This window comes from Pseudomonas alkylphenolica, from assembly GCF_004025535.1.
GTDB lineage: Bacteria > Pseudomonadota > Gammaproteobacteria > Pseudomonadales > Pseudomonadaceae > Aquipseudomonas > Aquipseudomonas alkylphenolica_A.
Window position 1 is genome coordinate 358,691 of record NZ_QJRG01000049.1, and the last position, 21,681, is coordinate 380,371.

The 21,681-nt window shown below is 60.5% G+C and carries 17 protein-coding genes; 8 read left to right on the top strand and 9 right to left on the bottom strand.

The window, feature by feature from the left end:
• Positions 1 to 326 precede the first annotated feature (326 nt).
• On the top strand, positions 327 to 2,528 hold the full coding sequence (gene rlmKL / locus DM813_RS25255; RefSeq protein WP_128326124.1) for a bifunctional 23S rRNA (guanine(2069)-N(7))-methyltransferase RlmK/23S rRNA (guanine(2445)-N(2))-methyltransferase RlmL: 2,202 nt from the start codon (positions 327 to 329) through the stop codon (positions 2,526 to 2,528).
• A gap of 102 nt (positions 2,529 to 2,630) precedes the next feature.
• The gene (locus DM813_RS25260) at positions 2,631 to 5,027 is read left to right on the top strand and encodes a sensor domain-containing diguanylate cyclase (protein ID WP_128326125.1); all 2,397 of its coding nucleotides are present in this window, start codon (positions 2,631 to 2,633) and stop codon (positions 5,025 to 5,027) included.
• Positions 5,028 to 5,031: 4 nt separating this feature from the next.
• On the opposite strand, the gene dacB is transcribed toward DM813_RS25260, so the two are convergent.
• The gene (gene dacB, locus DM813_RS25265) at positions 5,032 to 6,495 is read right to left on the bottom strand and encodes a D-alanyl-D-alanine carboxypeptidase/D-alanyl-D-alanine endopeptidase (RefSeq protein WP_128326126.1); all 1,464 of its coding nucleotides are present in this window, start codon (positions 6,493 to 6,495) and stop codon (positions 5,032 to 5,034) included.
• Positions 6,496 to 6,699: 204 nt separating this feature from the next.
• On the opposite strand from dacB, the gene DM813_RS25270 reads away from it, so the two are divergent.
• Complete coding sequence (locus tag DM813_RS25270) at positions 6,700 to 7,044, top strand: YggL family protein (protein WP_128326127.1); 345 nt, start codon at positions 6,700 to 6,702, stop codon at positions 7,042 to 7,044.
• Between the two features lie 40 nt (positions 7,045 to 7,084).
• Here the strand turns inward: DM813_RS25270 and DM813_RS25275 are convergent, their stop codons facing one another.
• The 6 genes from DM813_RS25275 to DM813_RS25300 all read right to left on the bottom strand — a co-directional run bounded on the left by DM813_RS25275 (position 7,085) and on the right by DM813_RS25300 (position 14,148).
• Positions 7,085 to 10,744: a transporter substrate-binding domain-containing protein gene (locus DM813_RS25275; RefSeq protein WP_128326128.1), complete on the bottom strand. Its 3,660-nt coding sequence runs from the start codon at positions 10,742 to 10,744 to the stop codon at positions 7,085 to 7,087.
• Positions 10,745 to 10,752: 8 nt separating this feature from the next.
• A complete protein-coding gene (locus tag DM813_RS25280; RefSeq protein ID WP_128326129.1) occupies positions 10,753 to 11,379 on the bottom strand; it encodes a response regulator transcription factor in 627 nt (208 codons plus the stop codon).
• Between the two features lie 303 nt (positions 11,380 to 11,682).
• Complete coding sequence (locus tag DM813_RS25285; protein ID WP_128326130.1) at positions 11,683 to 13,014, bottom strand: deoxyguanosinetriphosphate triphosphohydrolase; 1,332 nt, start codon at positions 13,012 to 13,014, stop codon at positions 11,683 to 11,685.
• Positions 13,015 to 13,118: 104 nt separating this feature from the next.
• Positions 13,119 to 13,451, bottom strand: coding sequence for a hypothetical protein (locus DM813_RS25290; protein ID WP_128326131.1), 333 nt, complete (start codon positions 13,449 to 13,451; stop codon positions 13,119 to 13,121).
• A complete protein-coding gene (locus DM813_RS25295) occupies positions 13,448 to 13,825 on the bottom strand; it encodes a phage holin family protein (RefSeq protein ID WP_128326132.1) in 378 nt (125 codons plus the stop codon). The genes DM813_RS25290 and DM813_RS25295 overlap by 4 nt, the downstream gene beginning before the upstream one ends.
• 8 nt (positions 13,826 to 13,833) lie before the next feature.
• Complete coding sequence (locus DM813_RS25300; protein ID WP_128326133.1) at positions 13,834 to 14,148, bottom strand: DUF883 family protein; 315 nt, start codon at positions 14,146 to 14,148, stop codon at positions 13,834 to 13,836.
• A 301-nt stretch (positions 14,149 to 14,449) separates the two neighbouring features.
• Here DM813_RS25300 and DM813_RS25305 point away from each other — a divergent pair, with 301 nt between their 5' ends.
• A complete protein-coding gene (locus tag DM813_RS25305; RefSeq protein WP_128326134.1) occupies positions 14,450 to 15,658 on the top strand; it encodes an ammonium transporter in 1,209 nt (402 codons plus the stop codon).
• Here the strand turns inward: DM813_RS25305 and DM813_RS25310 are convergent, their stop codons facing one another.
• Positions 15,659 to 17,617, bottom strand: coding sequence for a monovalent cation:proton antiporter family protein (locus tag DM813_RS25310; RefSeq protein WP_128326135.1), 1,959 nt, complete (start codon positions 17,615 to 17,617; stop codon positions 15,659 to 15,661).
• A gap of 177 nt (positions 17,618 to 17,794) precedes the next feature.
• Between DM813_RS25310 and DM813_RS25315 the strand changes: the two genes are divergently transcribed.
• From DM813_RS25315 to DM813_RS25330, 4 genes are all read left to right on the top strand, one after another.
• Positions 17,795 to 18,031, top strand: coding sequence for a glutaredoxin family protein (locus tag DM813_RS25315; RefSeq protein WP_128326136.1), 237 nt, complete (start codon positions 17,795 to 17,797; stop codon positions 18,029 to 18,031).
• Positions 18,032 to 18,125: 94 nt separating this feature from the next.
• Positions 18,126 to 18,557 carry a D-Ala-D-Ala carboxypeptidase family metallohydrolase gene (locus DM813_RS25320; protein ID WP_128326137.1) on the top strand — a complete coding sequence of 144 codons (432 nt, stop codon included), beginning with the start codon at positions 18,126 to 18,128 and terminating at the stop codon, positions 18,555 to 18,557.
• 90 nt (positions 18,558 to 18,647) lie between these two features.
• A complete protein-coding gene (locus DM813_RS25325) occupies positions 18,648 to 18,959 on the top strand; it encodes a transcriptional regulator (protein ID WP_128326138.1) in 312 nt (103 codons plus the stop codon).
• 50 nt (positions 18,960 to 19,009) lie between these two features.
• On the top strand, positions 19,010 to 19,897 hold the full coding sequence (locus DM813_RS25330; RefSeq protein WP_128326139.1) for a pseudouridine synthase: 888 nt from the start codon (positions 19,010 to 19,012) through the stop codon (positions 19,895 to 19,897).
• 42 nt (positions 19,898 to 19,939) lie between these two features.
• On the opposite strand, the gene DM813_RS25335 is transcribed toward DM813_RS25330, so the two are convergent.
• Positions 19,940 to 21,505: a methyl-accepting chemotaxis protein gene (locus DM813_RS25335; RefSeq protein ID WP_128326140.1), complete on the bottom strand. Its 1,566-nt coding sequence runs from the start codon at positions 21,503 to 21,505 to the stop codon at positions 19,940 to 19,942.
• Positions 21,506 to 21,681 lie beyond the last annotated feature (176 nt).

The following is a 21,681-nucleotide window of genomic DNA, read 5'->3' on the forward strand; positions in this document are numbered from 1 at the left end:
AACAAATGCGTCTGGCCTGGATCCGATGCAAAGCCCGCTATGATCAGGGTTTGACTAGAGTTGAAATCACTTGGCCATTGCTTGGTGATATTTTGTAACAAGGCTGTCAATACGACGAAGGGTTAGTTTTCCCTGCGCCAGTCGTGAAATTTTCATTCTGCCCGGCGATCAAAGTGCTTTCTGCCCCTGGCGAAAGCGCGGGTTGCCCGGGTGGCCCGGCACTCAACGCAGTGCCATTCGAACGCTCGCTGGAAAGGCGTTCGATTAAACATCGGAAGGGCAATGCGCTTGCCTTTCCACTTATTGCTCAGAGCACTGGATACCTCATGTCGGACCGTTTCGAACTCTACCTAACCTGCCCCAAAGGCCTTGAAGGCCTGCTTGCCGAAGAAGCCCGAGGCCTTGGCCTTGAAGAGGTGCGTGAACACACCTCGGCGATTCGCGGCTCGGCCGACATGGTAACCGCCTACCGTCTGTGCCTGTGGTCACGCCTGGGCAACCGCGTGCTGCTGGTACTGAAGCGCTTCAACATGAAGAACGCCGATGACCTGTACGACGGCGTGCACGAGGTCGAGTGGCAGGATCACCTGGAGCCCAGTGGCTCGCTGGCGGTGGAATTCAGTGGCCACGGTTCGGGTATCGACAACACCCACTTCGGTGCCCTGAAGGTCAAGGATGCCATCGTCGACAAATTGCGGACCCGCGATGGCGAACGCCCGTCGGTGGACAAACTCAATCCGGACCTGCGCGTGCACCTGCGCCTGGAGCGTGGCGAGGCAATCCTGTCGCTGGACCTGTCCGGCCACAGCTTGCACCAGCGTGGCTACCGCCTGCAGCAGGGCGCGGCACCACTCAAGGAAAACCTCGCCGCTGCCGTGCTGATCCGTGCCGGATGGCCGCGCATTGCCGCTGAAGGCGGGGCCCTGGCCGACCCGATGTGCGGTGTCGGTACCTTCCTGGTGGAAGCAGCGATGATCGCCGCCGATATCGCGCCGAACCTCAAGCGTGAGCGTTGGGGCTTCAGTGCCTGGCTGGGTCACGTGCCGGCGCTGTGGCGCAAACTGCATGACGAGGCCCTGGCCCGGGCCCAGGCCGGTCTTGCCAAGCCACCTTTGTGGATACGCGGTTACGAGGCTGATCCACGCTTGATTCAGCCAGGGCGTAATAACGTCGAGCGTGCCGGCCTGAGCGACTGGGTAAAAATCTACCAGGGCGAAGTCGGCACCTTCGAGCCGCGTCCGGACCAGAACCAGAAAGGCCTGGTGATCTGTAACCCGCCGTATGGCGAGCGCCTGGGTGATGAGGCCAGCCTGCTGTACCTCTACCAGAACCTTGGCGAGCGCCTGCGCCAGGCATGCCTGAATTGGGAGGCGGCGGTGTTTACCGGTGCCCCGGACCTGGGCAAGCGCATGGGTATCCGCAGTCACAAGCAATACGCGTTCTGGAACGGCGCGCTGCCGTGCAAACTGCTGCTGATCAAGGTTCAGCCTGACCAGTTCGTCACCGGCGAGCGTCGTCAGCCTGAGCGCGAGAACAATGGCGGCGAAGACCAGCGCTCGCCCGCAGCAGTCGCGAGCGAACCGGCGCGCCTGAGTGAAGGCGGGCAGATGTTTGCCAACCGCCTGCAGAAAAACCTCAAGCAGCTGGGCAAGTGGGCCAAGCGCGAACAGATCAGTTGCTACCGTCTGTATGACGCCGACATGCCGGAATACGCGCTGGCCATCGACCTGTATCAGGACTGGGTGCACGTGCAGGAATATGCTGCGCCGCGTTCGATCGACCCGGAGAAGGCGCAGGCGCGTCTGTTCGATGCTCTGGCGGCCATTCCGCAAGCCTTGGGTATCGACCAGAGCCGTGTGGTGGTCAAGCGCCGTGAGCGCCAAAGCGGCACTCGCCAGTATGAGCGCCAGAGCACGCAGGGGCAGTTCCTGGAAGTCAGCGAAGGCGGCGTCAAGTTGCTGGTCAACCTGACCGATTACCTCGACACCGGCCTGTTCCTTGACCATCGGCCGATGCGCATGCGCATCCAGCGTGAGGCTGCCGGCAAGCGTTTCCTCAACCTGTTCTGCTACACCGCCACCGCCAGTGTGCATGCGGCCAAGGGCGGCGCACGCAGCACTACCAGCGTTGACCTGTCGCGCACCTACCTGGACTGGGCACGGCGCAACCTGTCGCTCAACGGTTTTTCCGACAAGAACCGCCTGGAGCAAGGTGATGTCATGGCCTGGCTGCAAGCGTGCCGCGACGAGTTCGACCTGATCTTCATCGACCCACCGACCTTCTCCAACTCAAAGCGTATGGAAGGTGTGTTTGATGTCCAGCGTGACCATGTCGAGTTGCTCGACCTGGCGATCGCCCGCCTGGCGCCGGGTGGTGTGCTGTACTTCTCCAACAACTTCCGCAAATTCCAGCTCGACGAAAGTCTGGCAGAACGGTATGCGGTGGAGGAGATCAGCGCCCAGACCCTGGATCCGGACTTTGCCCGCAACAGCAAAATCCACCGGGCCTGGCGTATCCAGGCGCGGTAAGTGGCGTGTGTTCCCGGGCTGGCATTGCTTCGTTGATGGCTAATGGCTATAACTGAAGCAGGGCCCGGGAATTAATGCATGCCGGCGTTGTGAGTGCACTCTATGTCGACGCATGGCGTTCGTCCAAAAATGCTCGGCTTTGTCAGCGAAGAGGCGTCTGCCTGGCTAGTGGCTTTTGTCGCGCTGCTGGTCGGAGGGCTATTGACCGCGCTTCTGGCACTGGCGGCCCACGCGCTGTATCAGCAGCAATTGCGCCAGCGATTCGATCTGCTGGCCGGTGAGCGTTACAGCCGTATCGAAGAGCGGTTTCAGGATCAGGTGCAGCGGCTGGATGGCCTGCGCCGGTTTTTCGTTTTTTCCAACGAGATCACCCTCGAAGAGTTCGATGGCTATGCACGGCCGTTGTTGCACCGTACCCAGGCGTACTCGTGGGCGCCACGGGTAGTGGCCAGTGCGCGCCGGGAATTTGAGCGCCAGGCCAGCCAGGTCTACGGGCGTCCCTATGAGATAAAGCAACTGACGGAAACGGGTGAATTACACGTCTCGGCGCAGCAACCGGTGTACTTTCCGGTGCTGTTCAGTCAGGCGCAGAGCGCCACACGCCAGCCGTTCGGGTTGGACATGCGTTCACAGGTGTTGCGCCAGGATACCCTGCAGCGCGCCTCGACACCGGGCAGCATGGCGGTGTCGGCGCCGTTGAACCTGATGGACGTCGAGCCTGCCTATGCCCGTGGTGTCATTATGGTCGCCCCGGTATTTGCACCTGAGGGTTCAGCCCCCGAGTTGCGCGGCTATGTCATGGCGGTGATCAGTTTGCGCCAGCTGATGGCCGATGGACTGCCCAGCTCGGCCCAAGACAATCTGGTGGTGCGTATTCGTGACCTGACCGGGCCAGATATTCAGCACGAGGTGTTGTTTCAGTCGGACAACAAGAGCGCCCGCTCACCGCTGGTGGCCAGCCATCTGTTGCACCTGGCGGACCATGACTATCAGCTTGATATCCGCCCGAGTCAGGCGTTTATGCAGGCCAATCAGTCGTCGGCGGTAACGGCAGTGGTCTTCCTTGGCAGCTTGCTCAGCATCTTGCTCAGTGCCTTGCTGTTCAGCCTGTTCAGTCAGCGCCAACGGGCCTTGAAGCTGGTTGAGCAGCGCACAGGCGAATTGCTTGTCAGCGAGCAGTCATTGCGCGCCACCCACAATCAGCTGCGTAGCGTGCTGGATGCCGCCACCCAGGTGGCAATCGTTGCGACTAACTTGCGCGGTGTCATCAGCACCTTCAACGCCGGTGCCGAACGCATGCTGGGGTACAGCAGTGCCGAGGCAGTGGGCAGTATCACCCTTGAAGCCCTGGTTTCTGCGCAGGAATTGCACCAGCGGGCCAGCGCCTTGAGCCAGCGTTATGGGCGGGAAGTCAGTACCGCCCAGGCGATTTTCGCGCAACCCCAGCAAGAGGACGGCAGCGCAGCGCAGGAATGGACGCTGCAGCGCAAGAACGGCAGCCACTTGCTGGCCAATATGTTGGTGACGGCGGTACTTGACGAGCATGGCCTGTGGGTTGGTCACCTGGCGATCTGTATCGACGTCACCGAACGCAAGCGTGTACATGAGGCGCTGGCTGCCCGGGACCGCTTGCTGGAAAAGCTCAGCGCCGAGGTGCCCGGTGGTATCTACCAGTTCCTCCTGCGTGCGGACGGTAGTTCCTGTTTCAGTTATGCCAGCGAGGGGTTGCGTGATGTCTACGAGATCGACCCGAATCTGCTGCGCCAGGACGCCACTGCAGTGTTCGAGCGGATCCATCCGGATGATCTGGAGCGCGTGCGCGCCTCGATTCGCCATTCGGCGGATCAACTGACGCCATGGCGTGAAGAGTATCGGGTGGTGCTGCCTACTGCGGGGTTACGTTGGGTGCGAGGCGAAGCTACGCCGGAGCCTGCGGACAATGAGGGCACCATCTGGCATGGCTATTTGACAGACATTTCCGACCTCAAGCGGGTAGAAGAAGAGTTACGCGCACTGTCGGTGACCGATGCGTTGACTGGCATCCACAACCGGCGCTATTTCCAGGAGCGGCTCAAAACCGAGCTTGAGCGTGCCCAGCGCGACCAGCAGGACCTGGCGGTCATCATGCTGGACATCGACCATTTCAAGCGAATCAACGATCAGTTCGGTCATGCGGTAGGGGACTACGTGCTGCGTAGCCTGTGCCAGCGCATCAATGCTCGCCTGCGGCGCACCGATGTGTTTTGTCGGCTCGGCGGCGAGGAATTCATGGTGCTTTGCCCCGGCAGCAACGCCGAGCAGGCGCTCAGGCTGGCCATGGAGCTGTGGCAGGGGGTGCGTAGTGTGCCGCTTGATGGCGTCGGGCAGGTGACTGCCAGCTTTGGTGTGGCCGGTTGGCGCCCTGGGGAGGGCGCCGACGCGTTGTTGCTGCGTGCCGATGCTGGGGTCTATGCGGCCAAGCAGGCTGGCCGCGATCGGGTTGAAGCCGAGCTGCCCTGAGGCCTCAGGGTTGAACAGCGGCCGTGCTGTTGACCAGCTTCGGCTGGCGGTACAGGTCAAGCAGCACCTGGTCGAGAATCGCCGAGGCGCCCCAGGGCTTCGGGTCGTTGAGAATCGCCGCCACTGCCCAGGTATTGCCGTTGCTGTCGCGGCTGTAGCCAGCGATGGCACGGACCGTATTCAGGGTGCCGGTCTTGATGTGCGCTTCCCCGGTCATGGCGGTGCGTTTGAGGCGCTTGCGCATGGTGCCGTCCATCCCGACCAGTGGCATCGAACTGATGAATTCGGCGGCATACGGGCTTTTCCAGGCGGCCTGCAGCAGCGCGGCCATTTCCCGGGTGCTGACCCGCTCGGCACGCGACAGACCGGACCCGTTCTCCATGATCAGATGCGGTGCGGTGATGCCTTTTTTCGCCAGCCACTGGCGCACCACGCGTTGCGCGGCCCGCGCGTCGTCACCATCGGCGTCGGTGCGGAACTGTGCGCCCAGGCTCAGGAACAGCTGCTGGGCCATGGTGTTGTTACTGTACTTGTTGATGTCGCGGATGATCTCGACCAGATCTGGCGAGAAGGCGCGGGCCAGCAGGCGGGCGCTTTTCGGCACTGTGTCGATCCGGTCGCGGCCCTGGATGGTGCCGCCCAGCTCGTTCCAGATGGCCCGTACGGCGCCGGCGGCATAGGTGGGATGGTCAAGCAGTGCGAGGTAGGTCTGGGAATTGCAGCCTTCGGCCAATTGGCCACTGACCACGACGGTTACGCCGTCGGCCTGGGGCACCGGGTTGTAGCGCACGTCTCCGGTGCATTGCTTGCCGTTGGCGGCCTTGACCTGGTTGTCGATGCGGATGCTGGCGATTGGCGGCTCGACCGAAATCAGCACTTTGCCACCATCGTTGCGTGCGACAAAGCGCAACGCCTTGAGGTTGATCAGCAACGAGTCGGGCTTGACCAGGAAGGGTTTGTTTTCGTCACCGCCATCATCGTTGAACTGCGGCAGCGAGGGCTGGACGAAGTGGCTGCGGTCGAGCACCAGGTCGCCGCTGATGGTTTGCACGCCATTGGCGCGCAGGTCACGCATCAACAGCCAGAGTTTTTCCATGTTCAGCTTGGGGTCGCCGCCGCCCTTGAGGTAGAGGTTGCCTTGCAGGGTGCCGTTACGCAGCGGGCCGTCACTGTAGAATTCGGTTTTCCACTGGTGGGTGGGGCCGAGCAGCTCGAGGGCGGCGTAGGTGGTCACCAGCTTCATGGTTGAGGCAGGGTTGACCGAGACGTCGGCATTGAACACGGTAGGCGTGCCTGGGCCGTTGAGCGGCAGCATCACCAGGGACAGGGCCGAGTCTTGCAGCTTATTGGTTTTCAGCGCCTGCTGGACCTTGGCGGGCAGTGTGGTGTTGACTGCTTCGGCCTGGGACGGTAACGCGACAGGCAAAAGCAGGCCAGCAAGTAAAAGAGGGCGTAGAGATTTGATCATGTGCAATAAAACCCTGCGAGCGAGGGGTGAAAAGTAGGGGGCGTGAAAAGGTGAAGGCCCCGGTGCGAAAAATATAGCGCGCATTATGCCCCAAGGCGCAGGACGATGGGGCAGTGCAAAAGGGTGGCATATCGGCTTTTATTCCGGCAACCTCGTGGCGAAACTGTTAAAGTGCCGCGCGTTATTACTCAAGAGGATTGTTTCATGGCCACTAACCGTTCCCGCCGTCTGCGCAAAAAACTCTGCGTGGATGAATTCCAGGAGCTGGGTTTTGAACTGAACCTGGAGTTCAAAGAAGACCTGTCTGACGAAGCCATTGATGCCTTCCTCGATGCATTCCTCGACGACGCGATGGATGCCAACGGTCTCGACTACGTAGGCGGCGACGACTACGGTCTGGTTTGCAAGGCAGACCGTGGCTCGGTCACCGAAGAGCAGCGTGCTGCTGTCGAAAGCTGGCTCAAAGGCCGCAACGAGCTGACCAAGATCGAAGTCAGCCCATTGCTGGACGCCTGGTATCCGGAAAAACCGATCAATCCGGTTGCTTGATGCCTGAAGAAACGGCGGCCCCAGTGGCCGCCGTTTTTTTTCAGCTCGCCTGCGCCGACGCGCCGGGTAAGCCAGTCTTCTGCAGGTGTTGTTCCAATGCTTGCTCTACGGCGGCCATGGCCGCTGTTACCTGCTGCTGCCGATGTGCAAGCGTTGATGTCGGCGCACAGACCTGACAACCAGTCTCCAGTTGTTCACAGGCATCGATCAGGGTGTTCGCCTGAATAATCCGCGCCGCGCCGAGAATGCGATGGGCCTCATCCTTCAGCGCTTCGGTGTGGCGCGCCGGATCCAGTTTTTCCAGGGCCAGGCGGTCCTGGCCAAAACTGAGCTTGAGTTGCTTTAGCAGTGCCTGCAGGTCAGCGGGGTTGTTGCCCACCACCGGCGCCAGCGCTTGCAGGTCGAACAGGTGTGAATGATCGAAACCTTGCCGCAGGGGAAGCGGTTGGACCTCGCCCAGGCGTTGCCCAAGCGCCTTGAGGCTGATCGGTTTGAGCAGGCAGTCATCCATCCCGGCGCGTTTGCACTGGGCGCGGACTTCAGGCTGGGCATTGGCGGTGTAGCCGAGGATGGTGCAGCGTGGCCATTGCCTTGCGGTTTCTTCGCCGCGCACGCACTGGGCAAGCTGGTAGCCGTTGATGTCCGGCATGTTGCAGTCGAGGATCAGTACGTCAAATGCCTGCTGGCGCCATTGCTCCAGGCCCTCGACCCCGTTGCTCGCGCTGCAGTGCTGAAGGCCCAGGTAGTCCAGTTGCTGGGCCAGCAGTAACAGATTGGCTGGATGGTCATCGACGACCAGTACATTGAGCGCGGCAACCGCGATACACGGCTGTGGGCCGGGGAGAGGCGTGCTGGCCTGGCTGGCCGTAACCGTCAAAGGCATGTTGATGTGCACGCTGGTGCCCAGGCCAAACACGCTGTCCAGCGTCAGGTGCCCGCCCATCAGCTGGCACAGGTCGCGGCTGATCGACAGGCCCAGGCCGGTGCTGCTGCGGGCCTGCTTGCCGTCCGGGCTGGCTTGGGCGAAGGGCAGGAACAGGTTTTGCTGGTCCTGTTCACGAATCCCGATTCCGCTGTCCTTGACGGTCAACGCGAGTGTGGCAAGGCCCGGTTCGGAGCCTGACTCCAGTTGCAGGTCGATGATGATCTGGCCGTGTTCAGTGAACTTGATGGCATTGCTGACCAGGTTCGACAGGATCTGTTTGAAGCGCAACGGGTCAAGCATGGCATCGCAATGGGCTGCCGGCGCGATGCGGATTATCAGGCTCAGGTTTTTCTGGCGTGCCAGGCCATCAAAAACCCGACCGACAGACTCCACCAGCTCCGCCAGGTTGACCTGTTCTGGCGCTAACGTCATGTGCCCGGATTCAATCCGGGCAATGTCCAGGATGTCACCGATCAGGGCGAGCAGGTCTGTGGCCGAGTTGTAGGCCACCTCAATTGCCGGTCGGTCCAGTTGCGCCTGGTTGGCCTTTTCCAGCGCCAGCTCGAGCATGCCAAGAATGGCGTTCATCGGTGTGCGGATTTCATGGCTGATGGTGGCCAGGAAGGTGCTCTTGGCCCGGTTGGCGTCATCAGCCTGCTGCTTGGCCTGGTACAGGTCCTGGATCAGTTGCCGGCGCTCACTGATATCGATCCAGCCGCCAATAATGCCCTGCACCTCACCCAGCGAGTCGCGAAACGGCAGGATCCAGTGATAGATGGTCATGGGTTTGTTGTTGAGCAGCAGCGGACGATCGACGATCAGCGGTACGCCCTCGCGCATCACTTGCTGATAGTCGGCCTGGATCTGGCTGGCATGACAGTTGTCACCCAGCGGGCCTTCCTGGATGCGCAGGCCCAGCACTTCATCGAGGGTCAGCTGCACGGCCTGCAAGTAGCTGTCGTTGCAACTTTGCAGCAACCCCTCGCGGTCACGCACATACATGGGATGAGGCGTACCGTTGAGCAATGTACGCATGAACTCGAGCTGGTCGCCCAGGGCTTTTTCCGCCGCCTCGCGTTGCTTGATCTGCCGACGCATCCAGGCGTTCCAGGCCAGTGACAACAACAGAAGCAGGCTGGTGCCGAGGACAATTTTCAGCACCAGGCCGTGGTACTTGCTCCAGTAGGCGTCGGACTCGGTGCTGTAACCTCGCCAGCGGCTGTTGATGATGCCCAGTTCTTCGGGGGCGATGCTCAGCAGTGCTTTGTCCAGAATCGATGCCAGCTCCTGAGCCCCTTTGCTGGTCGCCATTGAAAAATTCGCGGATTCAACGCCAACCGAGCCTCGAATGGCCAGCCCGCGTAGCGACAGCAGGCTGTAGTTGGCATTGATCAACGTGGTAATCACGGCATCCACCTGACCACTGATGAGCATTGAGGTGGAGTAAAAGGTGCTTTCGGTCTCTACTAACTGGATGGCGGGGAAGCGCTCACGCACGCTGTCGGCCAAAGGGCTGTCGCGGGTGACGGCTACACGCCGGCCCTGCAACTGCTCCAGCGAGGTGGGCTGGTTCGCGCCGTTTCGGGTAAGCAGTACGTAGGAATTCTCCAGGTAAGGGCGGCTGAGCGTCAGGGTGCTTTCCCGGCGCTGGCTCGGGGTAATGGCCGCAATCACATCGGCCTGGCGCTGGTTCAGGCGATCGATCATTTCGCTGATGCCATTGGCTCGTTGCACTTCAAAGCGCAGGCCAGTGCGTAGTCGGATCAGCTCGAGCAGGTCGGCGGCGATCCCGCGAAAATTTCCCGCGCTGTCGAAGAATGTCAGCGGCGCAGCGGTTTCGTTGACCACTACGCGCACCACCGGGTGCCGGCTCAACCAGCGTTCTTCGCGTTGCGAAAGTTGCAGTTTGCGATCGGTCAGCAACACATCGCTGCCTGCACTCCAGCGTTTGAAGATATCTTCTCGCGTGTTGTTGGGAATGCTGTCGAGGGTGGTGTTGATCAGTTGCAGCAAGGTGCGGTTGCTTTGCTGTACGGCGAAGCTGAAGCCGACCGGCTCATGCTTGCCAAAGTTGGCCATCTTGATGTTCTGCAGATGACCTTGGTTGATCAGGTAGTGGGTGGAAATGGTGTCGCCGAGAAAGACGTCGGCCTGATCGAATGCCACCGCATTGAGGGCGTTTTGGTAGGAGGGGTATGACTTGATGGTTGCGTTGGGGTAGTTGGCCTTCACTTCTGCAAGCGGCAGGTAGTGATAGACCATGCTCAGGCGTAGGCCATCAAGCCCGGTGTCGAGGGGGCGGCTTTCGTTTTCGCGGGTTACCAGTACCGGTTGGTCAACCGCGTAAGGCCTGGAAAGCACCACCCCTGGCGTAGCAGCTTCAAACCCGTTGGCACTACCCAGCAGGTCGATCTGGCCCAGGCTCAGGGCCTTGACAGCGTCCTGGCGGCTGGCAAAGCGATCTACCCGTACCGGTAAATCAAGGACCTTGCCGAGTATGCCGGCGACATCGGCGGTCACGCCTTCGTAGTCGTGGCCGCTGGCAGTGATGTCGAAGGGCGGGTAGTCCGGTGCCGAGGTGCCCAGCACCAACTCTTTTTTACCTTCGACCCAGCGTCGCTGCGCCGTATTGAGCGATAGCTGGATGTCCGTTGGCTCCGAGCGACTGAGCAGGGAGTAGTGCCTGGCCTGGATTGATTCGGCGCGCGCCGTTGACCCCAGGGCCAAGACAGCCAGGATGCCGCACAGGCAGGCAATCAAGGGGCGGCTAGGCATGAACGGGTTTAAACCAGTGCATTGCGTTTGGCCATTTCAATGAGCTCGACCAGAGATTGGGCTTTCAACTTCTGCATCAGGCGCTTCTTGTAGGTACTGACTGTTTTGTTGCTGAGAAACATGCCTTGGGCGATTTCCTTGTTGCTTCTAACCTGGGCAAAAAGTTGCAGTACCATCAGTTCGCGGTCGTTTACACTCTTGAAGAGTTCCAGCTCGCCGGATTCACTCTGTGCGTTGCGCTGATTGTTTATGACCTGGCTGGGGAAGTAGTTGTAGCCCGATAACACCGCTTTGATTGCACGAAGCAACTCGCCAAGGTCTTCCTGTTTGCAGACGTAGCCAGCGGCACCTGAATGCATGCAGCGAACAGCAAACAGCGCAGGCGACTGCGCGGTCAGCACCAGGGTTTTCAGTGGCGTGGCCATGGAGTGGAAGCGCGAGAGGACTTCCAGCCCGTCCAGCCGGGGGATGGCGATGTCGAGAATGATCAGGTCGGGCAGGCACTCGCGCACCATTTGCATGGCGTCCACGCCGTTGTCTGTTTCCCCGACCACACAATAACCTTCATTCTCAAGAAGCATGCGTACCGCCAGGCGGATGACCGGGTGATCGTCGATGATGAATACAGAGTGCATGTAAACGTTCCAGATAAGGTGCCAGAGATTAAGCGGGCACCTTAGCCTAGTTGGAACGGGTCGCACACGCGCTTAATGGGAGGTAATAGCCATATAGGAAATATCCCACTACAAGTGCAGGGAAAGACTACAAGAGATTTTTGTGAGTCTTGCTTTTTATGCGGTCGTTAGTAACTTTTAGTTTCTGTTTGGTGAATTTGTTTAATTGTTTTGATTGTACGTAGGTATGTTCCCACAGGAAGATACCTGGGCAATCAGCCAGGTGCGCCGACGACATGCACGCCTGGCTGACAGTTGGCTGCTTTACACCGGGCTTGTGTTTCCGGTCATTTCACGCGCCATTTCGCTGGCATAACTGTCGGTCATCCCGGCGATGAAATCGATCATGCGCATAAATGACGTGTGCAACGGCGCCGAGGGAGCAGGGGCGTTGTTGCCCAGCAGGTCGAGGATGCGCCGGCTTTTGAACGATGGCGCGCGTCCACCGTGTTGCTCAAGCGCTGCACCGCAGAAGGAGTTGAGCAGCACTTCGAGGGTGGTGTAGGCACCGATTTCATGCAGTGTCTTGCGCTTGTCCTGGAAGATCTTCTTGCGCGCCATGTCTTTGGCCTGCAATACGCAACGTTTGGCCGGGCCGTGCATATGTTCGACCAGGTCGCCCTGCAGCTGCCCTGCCAGCAAGGCGTCGTGCTGCTCGACAAAGGCGCGGGCGGCGGCATTGGTGAGGTGCTCGATGGCTTTGCCACGCAGGATGGCCAGTTTGCGCCGTCGTGAGTCATCAGGGCCCAGCTGGCGATAGGTTTCCGGCAGGTCGTCGCCAACCAGGTTGAGCAGCAGCGACTCCACTTCAGGGTAGTCGAGCAATTCCATTTCCAGGCCGTCTTCCAGATCGATCAAGGCGTAGCAGATGTCATCGGCAGCCTCCATCAGGTACACCAGGGGATGACGGGCCCAGCGTTGTTCTTCAAGCTGCGGCAAGCCCAGTTTGTGGGCGATCTGTTCAAGCAGGGGGAGTTCGCTCTGATAGCAGCCGAACTTGTGCTTCTTGTAACCCAGTGCATCGGCATGACGCGCCGTCCAGGGGTATTTCAGGTAAGTACCCAGGGTGGCGTAGGTCAGGCGCGTGCCACCGTCGAACTGGTGATACTCCAGTTGGGTCAGTACCCTGAACCCCTGGGCATTGCCTTCGAAGTTGAGAAAGTCGGCCCGCTCGGTATCGGTCATGGCGTCGAGCCAGCCGCGTCCGGCAGCCTGCTGGAACCAATGGCGGATGGCATCCTCGCCGGAATGGCCGAAGGGTGGGTTACCGATGTCGTGGGCAAGGCACGCCGACTGCACGACCATCCCGAGATCGCTTGGCTCGCACCATTGAGGCAGCTGGTCACGCAATATCTCACCAACGCGCATGCCCAGCGAACGGCCCACGCAGCTGACCTCCAGCGAGTGGGTCAGGCGGGTGTGGATGTGGTCGTTGCTGGACACGGGATGTACCTGGGTCTTGCGGCCAAGGCGGCGGAAGGCGCCGGAGAAGATGATCCGGTCATGGTCCTTGTGAAACGGGCTGCGGCCCAATTCTTCGGGGCTATGCAGGACTTTACCAAGACGTTCGCGGGTGAGCAGGGTGTGCCAATCCAAGGCCGGTTCTCCTATACGGGGCATACGCGTAGCTTCCCGTGTCGGCGCCATGGCTGCAAGCCTGACGTTGAGCGCCCGCGCGCAGTGACGCGCAGGTCTGTGACTCAGCGTTTGTTGGTCGCACCCTGCAAGGCCAGTTTGAGCAAGGGCAGCAGGCTGCTGCTCAGGCGGATCATTCTGCTCAGGTTGCCGTTTTTGGTGCCTTTGCCGGTCAAGAAACCCAGTACCACCACGGCGCCGATGCCCCATAACGGCGCATGCTTGATGCCCAGGCCGCCGTGCAAACTGTCACCCATGGCGCGCAGGCGGGACAGGGGGGCGAGCAGTTGTGCGGACTCATGACGGATTTCCTGGCGGTGCATCTCCAGGCGCAGGCGTACCAGCGCCTTGCGCAGTTCGCGTCGATTACGGGTGTTGGGTAGCTCAGGCAGGCTCATGGCAACAGGCGCTCCCGGTCTTTGGCAAGTTCTTCAAGGGTCGAGCTGAATGGCGATGACTCATCGAACACCGCTGCTTTCAGACGCAGGCTGCAATACAGCGCCGCCACACCGTAGAACACGCACAGGCCGATCACCCCGGCCAGGCGATAACTGTCCCAGAGCAGCACCAGCACCAGGGCCGAGAGGGCGACCAGCAACAGCAGCGCAAACACCAGGCCCAGGCCTGCAAACAGCAACAGGCGCAAGGTGCGCGCTTTCTGTTCCTGCAACTCGATGCCAAACAGTTCTACATGGCCATGCAGCAGGCCGAGTACGGCTGCGCCCAGGCGCTTGCTCGATGCCGAGCTGGTAGCGGACGATTCGCTTTCCATGGGTACCCTCAGCGACGACTGGCCAGCAGGCCGATCAAAAAGCCCACGCCGGCAGCGATACCGATCGATTGCCAGGGGTTGCTTTGAACATAGTCTTCCGTGGCGCTCAGGGCTTCCTGGCCACGTTCACGCAACGAATCCTGAGTCTGTTGCAAGGTTTCCCGGGCCCGAATCAGGCTGTCATGTATCTCGCTGCGTAACTCGTCGGCCTGATCGCCCGCCAGGGTAGCGGTATGTTCCAGCAGTTTTTCGGTATCACGCACCAAGGCCTGGAAGTCGGCCATCAGTATGTCTTGAGCAGTCTTTGCTGATTTGCTGGGCATGGGGCTCTCCTTGATGGTGTATGGCTAATTCGAGTCGCAGGCGCTGGCGAAGGTTCAGTACAAAATGCGCTGGTACAGGTTTTGCTGGAGCAGGATGCATCCAGGTCCTGTGCCGGCGCCGGTTTTGTTGGTGCATGTGCAGCCAGGCCTGTAAACCTTAACCCAATCCACGACAAACCCAAGGAAAAACTCCAGCGATCAGCGGGATCGGCCAGGGAGGTGGCGATCAAACGATCCAGGCTGGTGCAATAAGGAGTGGCTGCGCGCTGTCTTGGTGCTTATTTTAAAGGCCTGCCGATATATGGAAAACCTGCAAAGTGCGGTGGACAACCTGGTCCACGGCGCCAACACGCTTTTTATTCTGCTCGGCGCGGTCATGGTCTTGGCCATGCACGCCGGATTCGCCTTCCTGGAGGTGGGTACGGTGCGCCACAAGAACCAGGTCAATGCGCTGTCGAAGATTCTCAGTGACTTCGCCGTATCAACACTGGCGTACTTCTTTGTGGGTTACTGGGTTTCTTATGGCGTGAGTTTTCTGCAGCCTGCTGCGGTGCTCAGCAGCGATCACGGTTACAGCCTGGTGAAGTTCTTTTTCCTGCTGACCTTTGCGGCGGCCATTCCTGCGATCATCTCCGGCGGTATCGCCGAGCGGGCACGATTTGCTCCGCAGCTGTGCGCCACGGTGCTGATTGTGGCCTTCGTATACCCGTTTTTTGAAGGCGTTGTCTGGAATGGCAATTTTGGTGTCCAGCTCTGGCTGCAGACCCAGTTTGGCGCCAGCTTTCACGATTTCGCCGGCTCCGTTGTGGTGCACGCCATGGGCGGCTGGCTGGCGCTGGCGGCGGTACTGTTGCTGGGGCCGCGCAACGGTCGCTACCGGGACGGCAAGCTGGTGGCATTTGCACCCTCGAACATCCCGTTTCTGGCGTTGGGTTCGTGGATTCTGATCGTCGGCTGGTTTGGCTTCAACGTCATGAGTGCGCAAACCCTGCAAGCGGTCAGCGGTCTGGTCGCGATCAATTCGTTGATGGCCATGGTCGGTGGTACGGTGGCCGCGTTGTTGATCGGTCGCAATGACCCGGGCTTTCTGCACAATGGCCCGCTGGCCGGGCTGGTGGCAGTGTGTGCAGGCTCGGACCTGATGCACCCGGTGGGTGCGCTGGTCACGGGGGGCATTGCCGGTGCTTTGTTTGTGACCTGTTTCACCGCTGCGCAGAACACCTGGAAAATCGATGATGTCCTGGGCGTCTGGCCGCTACACGGACTGTGCGGTGTATGGGGCGGTATTGCCTGCGGGATTTTTGGTCAGACCGCGCTGGGCGGCTTGGGCGGGGTCAGTCTGATCAGCCAGTTGATCGGCAGCCTGGCCGGGGTGTTGGTTGCATTACTGGGCGGTTTTGCCGTGTATGGGCTGATCAAGCTGCTGCTCGGTCTGCGGCTGAGTCAAGAGCAGGAGTATTACGGCGCCGACCTGTCGATCCACAAGATCGGCGCCACCAGCCAGGACTGACTATCGCCCGCCAACCAGGCGTGCCTCACAGGCTGAAAGTGCTGACAGTGGGCCGCTGAATAGCACAGCGTCGCCGGCATGCAGGCAGGTGTCGGCGCTCACGCTCAGCTCTTTACCCTCGCGCTGCACCGCTTGCACCTCAACGCCTAGCTGCTCCAGGTCGAGTTCGCTCAGCGGTCGCCCGCAGGCATAGGCGTCAGCGCTGAGGTTGACCGCATGCATCATTGCCTTGGGCTGGCCTTCGCTGTCCATCGGGCTGGTCTGGGCGCCGTGGTAGAACGCCTGGAGCATGCGATAGCGCGTCTGGCGCACTTCGTCGACGCGGGCCTGGACATGATCCATCGGCAGCCCAAGCATGACCAGTGCGTGGGACGCGAGCATCAGGCTCGATTCCAGCAACTCCGGTACCACGGCAGTTGCGCCCGCGGCTAGCAGGGCTTCACGCTGACTGTCATCGCGCGTGCGCACCAGGATCTGTATCTGGGCATTACGTTCGCGTGCCGCTTTGAGCACGCTCGTAGCGATGTCGGTCTGGTCTACGGCAATCACCAGCAGGCGTGCACGCTCCAGGCCGATGGCGCTGAGCAGTTCGCCGCGGCGCGAGTCACCGTAGTGCACGCAATTTTCGCCGGCTGCAGCTTCCTGAACCCGGACAGGGTCGTCATCAAGGGCGATGAACGGGATGTTTTCACGGCGCAGAAAACGCCCGATCGACTGACCGACCCGGCCATAGCCGCAGATCAGCACGTGGCTGTTCAGTGCGGCGCTTTGTGCCTCGATGGCTTCCAGCTGTACTTCCTGGTTGGGTTTGCGGTGCAAGTGGGCGGCGATGCGCGGGGCGGCGCGCAGCAGCAGCGGGGTGACTACCATCGAGCAGAACGTGGCCGCCAGCAACAGATTGCCAATGGCTTCGGGCAACAGGTGGGTTTGTTGCATCTGTGCCATCAGCGCGAAACAGAACTCGCCACCCTGCGCCAGGGCCAGGCCACTGCGCCAGGCCGTCTCGGCGTCACTGCCACGCACGCGCACCAGTGCGGCGACCACACAGCCTTTGATCACCAGCAATCCGAGGGTCAGGGCGAGAATTTCCAGCCCGTGGCTGGCAAACAGGTGCAGGTCGATCAGCATGCCGATACTGACGAAAAACAGTCCCAGGAGGATGTCGCGGAAGGGGCGGATGTCGGCTTCAATCTGATGCCGGTAGTTGCTCTCGCCCAGCAGCATGCCGGCCAGGAACGCGCCCAGCGCTGGCGACAGGCCGAGCAGGTGGGTCAGCCAGGCGGTCAGCAGGACAATCACCAGCGCCAGCAACACGAACAGCTCTGCGGAATGGGAACTTGCCACTTCGTGGAACAGGCGCGGCAGCAGCCAGCGACTGGCCAGTAGCAGGCCGACGAAGAGGATCACGGTTTTACCCAGCGTCAGCGGCAATGCCCAGTACCAGGCCTGGCCGCCGTCACCGGCAAACACCGGCACCAGGGTCAGCAGCAACACCGCCACTACGTCCTGGAATAGCAGTACGCCAATCGCGTTTTGGCCATGGCTGCTGAAAATCTCGCCAAGGCTGGTCAGTTCTTTGCTGACGATGGCGGTAGACGATAAGGCCAGGCCGGCGCCCAGCAGCAATGCCGCGTTGGCGGGCATGCCCAGCAGCGCCAGCAGCCCGGCCAGCAGTATTGCCGAACAGATCACTTGCAGGCTGCCCAGCCCGAATACCACGCTGCGCAAGGCAAGCATCTTCGACAGCGAAAATTCAAGACCCAGGGAGAACAGCAGGAACACCACGCCCATCTCGGCCAGGTCGGGCAGGTCTTCGCTTTCATTGACCCAGTTGAGTGCTGTCGGGCCGACGAACAGGCCGACACAAAGGTAGCCCAGTACCGGTGGCAGCTTCAGGCGCCGGAAAATGGCTATGACGACCAGCGACGAGGCCAGGATGATCAGCAGGTTGGCGAACACAAAACACTCCATGTAGGAAAGTGGTGAAAAACCAGGCACTGTGCGCGATAGCGGTCGCCGGGGTGCTGATCTGAATCAGTAGCCGAGATGACGCAGAATATCCAGTACGTGTACTCGACTGCCTCCGGTGGCAGACCTAGAATAATCTTCCTTTCGTCCTCCTGTCGGTAATTGTAAATGCCTCCTGAATGCCAACTGTTCGGCACCCTGGGGTGTCATCTGTGTGAAGTGGCTGAAGCGTTGTTGATGCCGTTTGTCGAGCACGGTCTGCTGGTCGAGCTGGTTGATATTGCCGAGCAAGAGACCTGGGTCGAGCGCTACGCGCTGAAAATCCCGGTGCTGCGTCGCTGTGATACCGGCGCCGAGCTGAACTGGCCGTTTGATGCTGATCAAGTGGTGGCTTTTCTGCGTTGAGTTGTACGCAATGGCGGTAAGGCTTCCCGTCGTGCGGGGCATCCGTTGATTGTTGACAATCCCTGGCCTGTCAACAGGCCAAGGAGTGCCCACCATGAAGCTGACCGACCACTTCACCCTGCAGGAAATGACGATATCCGTCACGGCACCTCGTCTGGGTATTGACAACACCCCGAGCGCTCGCGCCCTTGCCAACCTGCTTCGTCTTTGTGCCTTCCTGGAGCAGGTGCGCAGCGTGGCAGGTGGCCGTGTGCTGATCAGCAGCGGCTACCGTTCATCGGCGTTGAACCGGGCGATTGGCGGCGCCTCCAACAGTGCGCACTGCACCGGCCTGGCCGCCGATTTCATCGTCCCGAAGCTCACGCCAAGACAGCTGGCGCATGCCATTGCCGACAGTCACCTGATGTTCGATCAATTGATTCTTGAGTACGACCAGTGGGTTCACGTGGCCCTGGCAAACAGCCCGATGCGCCGACAAATTCTGACTGTTCGCAAAGGCACGGGGTACATGTCTGGCCTGGTCTGACAGTTGGCGCGGATTGACGTGCCAGACAAGTCTGAATATGCTGTATATAAATACAGTACAGAGGTGGTGTCTGCCTCGAGGGTTCCAGTCATGGTCAACGTCGAACAACTGAAATACACCGTCAATCGCATGTCCACCGATCTGGTGAGTGAGGCGGTGCTTGAGTTGCGCCTCGATGGCCTGGTGCTGGAGGGCAAGACACCGTTCAACAAGCTGCACTTCAATACCTGTTTTGCCGAAATCGAAGCGTTGTTTCAGCGCGCCGGCTACCATCGGCCGCTGGATGTAGTGGGCTATCAGGGGTTGCTTTATGCACTGTACGACCCGGCTCGCTGGGAGGCCGTTGACGTGTTGCGCTGGCTCAAGGAGTTCACCGAGGCGGCGGCAATCCAGGCTGGCTGAGGCGCCAGGCATGCGGGATAATGGGCGGCCCATTCGTCAAGAGCACTCTTATGGCCGCCGTCCCGTTTGATCCCGCCCAGCACCAGGCCAGCACGGTGTGCCTGCCGCCCGGTAACTGGGCAACCGTGCTCGACTGCCTGAGTGAGCATTTCAAGGCGATTGGTCGCGAGCAGTGGCTTGACCGGATTGCACGGGGGAGGGTGCTGGATGCCCAGGGCGCACCGATCAGCGCGACGTTGCCCTATAAACAGGGCCTGCGCATTCACTATTTTCGTGAAGTGCCCAACGAAAAGCCGATCCCGTTCCAGGAGCAGATCCTGCACGTGGACGAGCACCTGGTAATAGCGGACAAACCGCACTTTTTGCCGGTCACCCCCACGGGCGAATACGTCGAACACACCTTGTTGCGTCGCTTGATACACCGCCTGGACAACCCGAACCTGGTACCGCTGCATCGCATCGACCGTCACACGGCAGGGCTGGTGATGTTTTCCGCCAACCCGCAGAGCCGCTCGGCCTACCAGTCACTGTTTCCCAACCGCCAGATCGACAAGCACTACCAGGCCATTGCCCCTGCCTTGCCTGGTCTGGAGTTTCCGCGGGTGCACAAGAGCCGCATGGCCAGTGGCGAGCCGTTCTTTCGCATGCAGGAGGTTGAAGGGCAGAGCAACAGCGAAACCCATGCTCAGGTGCTGGAGAAGAACGGCGAGCTGTGGCGTTATGGGCTATCGCCGATCACCGGAAAAACTCACCAGTTGCGTGTGCACATGGCCGCGATGGGGGCGAGTATCTGCAACGATCCGTTTTATCCGCGGGTGGTAGAAAACCAGGATGACTACGGCAAGCCACTGAAGTTATTGGCCCAGCGTTTGCGCTTCAACGACCCGTTGAGTGGCGAAGAGCGCTGTTTCGAAAGTCGCTTGACGCTCGACTGGTGAGGCGGGGAGCGGCGCACCTGATGCCGGGTGCGCCGCCTGCGTTTAGCGGTTGAAGCGCTCGACCAGCGAGTATTGAGTGGTCGCGGTGCGGGTCAGCTCTTCGCTGAGCAGCGCCGAATGCTGGGCCTGCTCAGACGTCTGGTCAGCCAGGTCGGCAATGGTGCTGATGTTGCGGCTGATTTCATCGGCCACGGCTGTTTGTTCTTCAGTGGCGGCAGCGATCTGGGTGGCCATGTCGGTGATGTTGGCCACGGCCTCGCTGATGCCGACCAGGGCCTGGTCCGCTTCCATGACACGCGCTACGCCTTCTTCAGCCTGGCGGTGGCCCGCTTCCATGGTTTGCACGGCGTTGCTGGCGGTTTGCTGCAGCTTGGCGATCAGGCCATGGATCTGGCCGGTCGATTCGCTGGTGCGCTGGGCCAGTTGGCGGACTTCGTCGGCCACCACGGCAAAGCCACGGCCCATTTCACCCGCGCGTGCAGCTTCAATCGCGGCGTTGAGCGCCAGCAGGTTGGTTTGGTCGGCAATGCCTTTGATCACATCGACCACGCCACCGATCTCATCACTGTCGCGGGCCAGTTGGGTGACGGTCAAGCCGGTTTCACCCACAGCCGCAGACAGGCGCTGAATGGCTTCGCGGGTTTCGCCGGCGATGTCGCGGCCACGCCCGGTCAGGCGGTTGGCTTCCTGGGTGGCATCGGCAGTGCGCTGGACGTGGTTGGCCACTTCTTGCGTCGTGGCAGCCATCTGATTGACGGCGGCGGCGACCTGCTCGGTCTCGACGCGCTGACGCTCCAGGCCGGTCGAGCTGTTGTGAGCCAGGGCATCGGATTGCCGTGCTTGCTCGTTGAGGTGCTCGGCGGTGTCCTGCAAGCGGGTCAGGCAGGTTTTCATGCGCGCGTCCTGGCTGAGCATGGCCATCTCCAGGCGGGCCTGAACGCCGCGGCTGTCGGTGTACATCTGCGCAATCAATGGGTCGGAGGTAGACTGTTCGGCCAGGCGCAACAGGCGCTTGAGACCACGCTGTTGCCAGCTCAGGCCCAGCAGACCCAATGGCACCGACAGGCCTGCTGCCAGGGCGAAGCCCCAGGAGTGACCCAGCCAGCTACCGATCAGGAAGCCCACCTGGCTGACCAGAATGAACGGCAGCCAGTCCTGCACCACCGGCAGCCATTGGTCGCGACGCGGGACGGCCGACTTGCCGTCATTGATGCGCTGGTAAAGCGCCTCGGCGCGACGGATCTGTTCGGCCGTGGGTTTGACCCGCACCGACTCGAAGCCGACTACCTGGTTGTTCTCGAACACTGGCGTGACGTAGGCGTTTACCCAGTAATGGTCGCCGCTTTTGCAGCGGTTCTTGACGATGCCCATCCATGGCAAGCCTTGCTTGAGGGTGGACCACATATGGGCAAACACGGCCGCCGGTACGTCCGGATGGCGCACCAGGTTGTGCGGTGCACGCATCAGCTCCTCGCGGGAGAAGCCACTGATCTCGACGAAGGCGTCGTTGCAATAGGTAATGACACCTTTGGTATCGGTGGTCGAGATCAAGCGTTGTTGAGCAGGGAAAGTCCGTTCGCGCTGGGTAATCGGCTGGTTGTTACGCATAAGCTGTTCAATCCGCAAGGCTTTCGAGGGGTATCGGCAGCGTGAGGGGTTTGTTGAATGAATATTTGTAGTTGTTGACCTGGGGCATGGAGTCAGGCAATTGCCCGTGCTACGAAATTTGCGCAAAGTTCAGCAATATGGCTGCATTGTTTCATGTTTTTGACACAAAAGTCAGT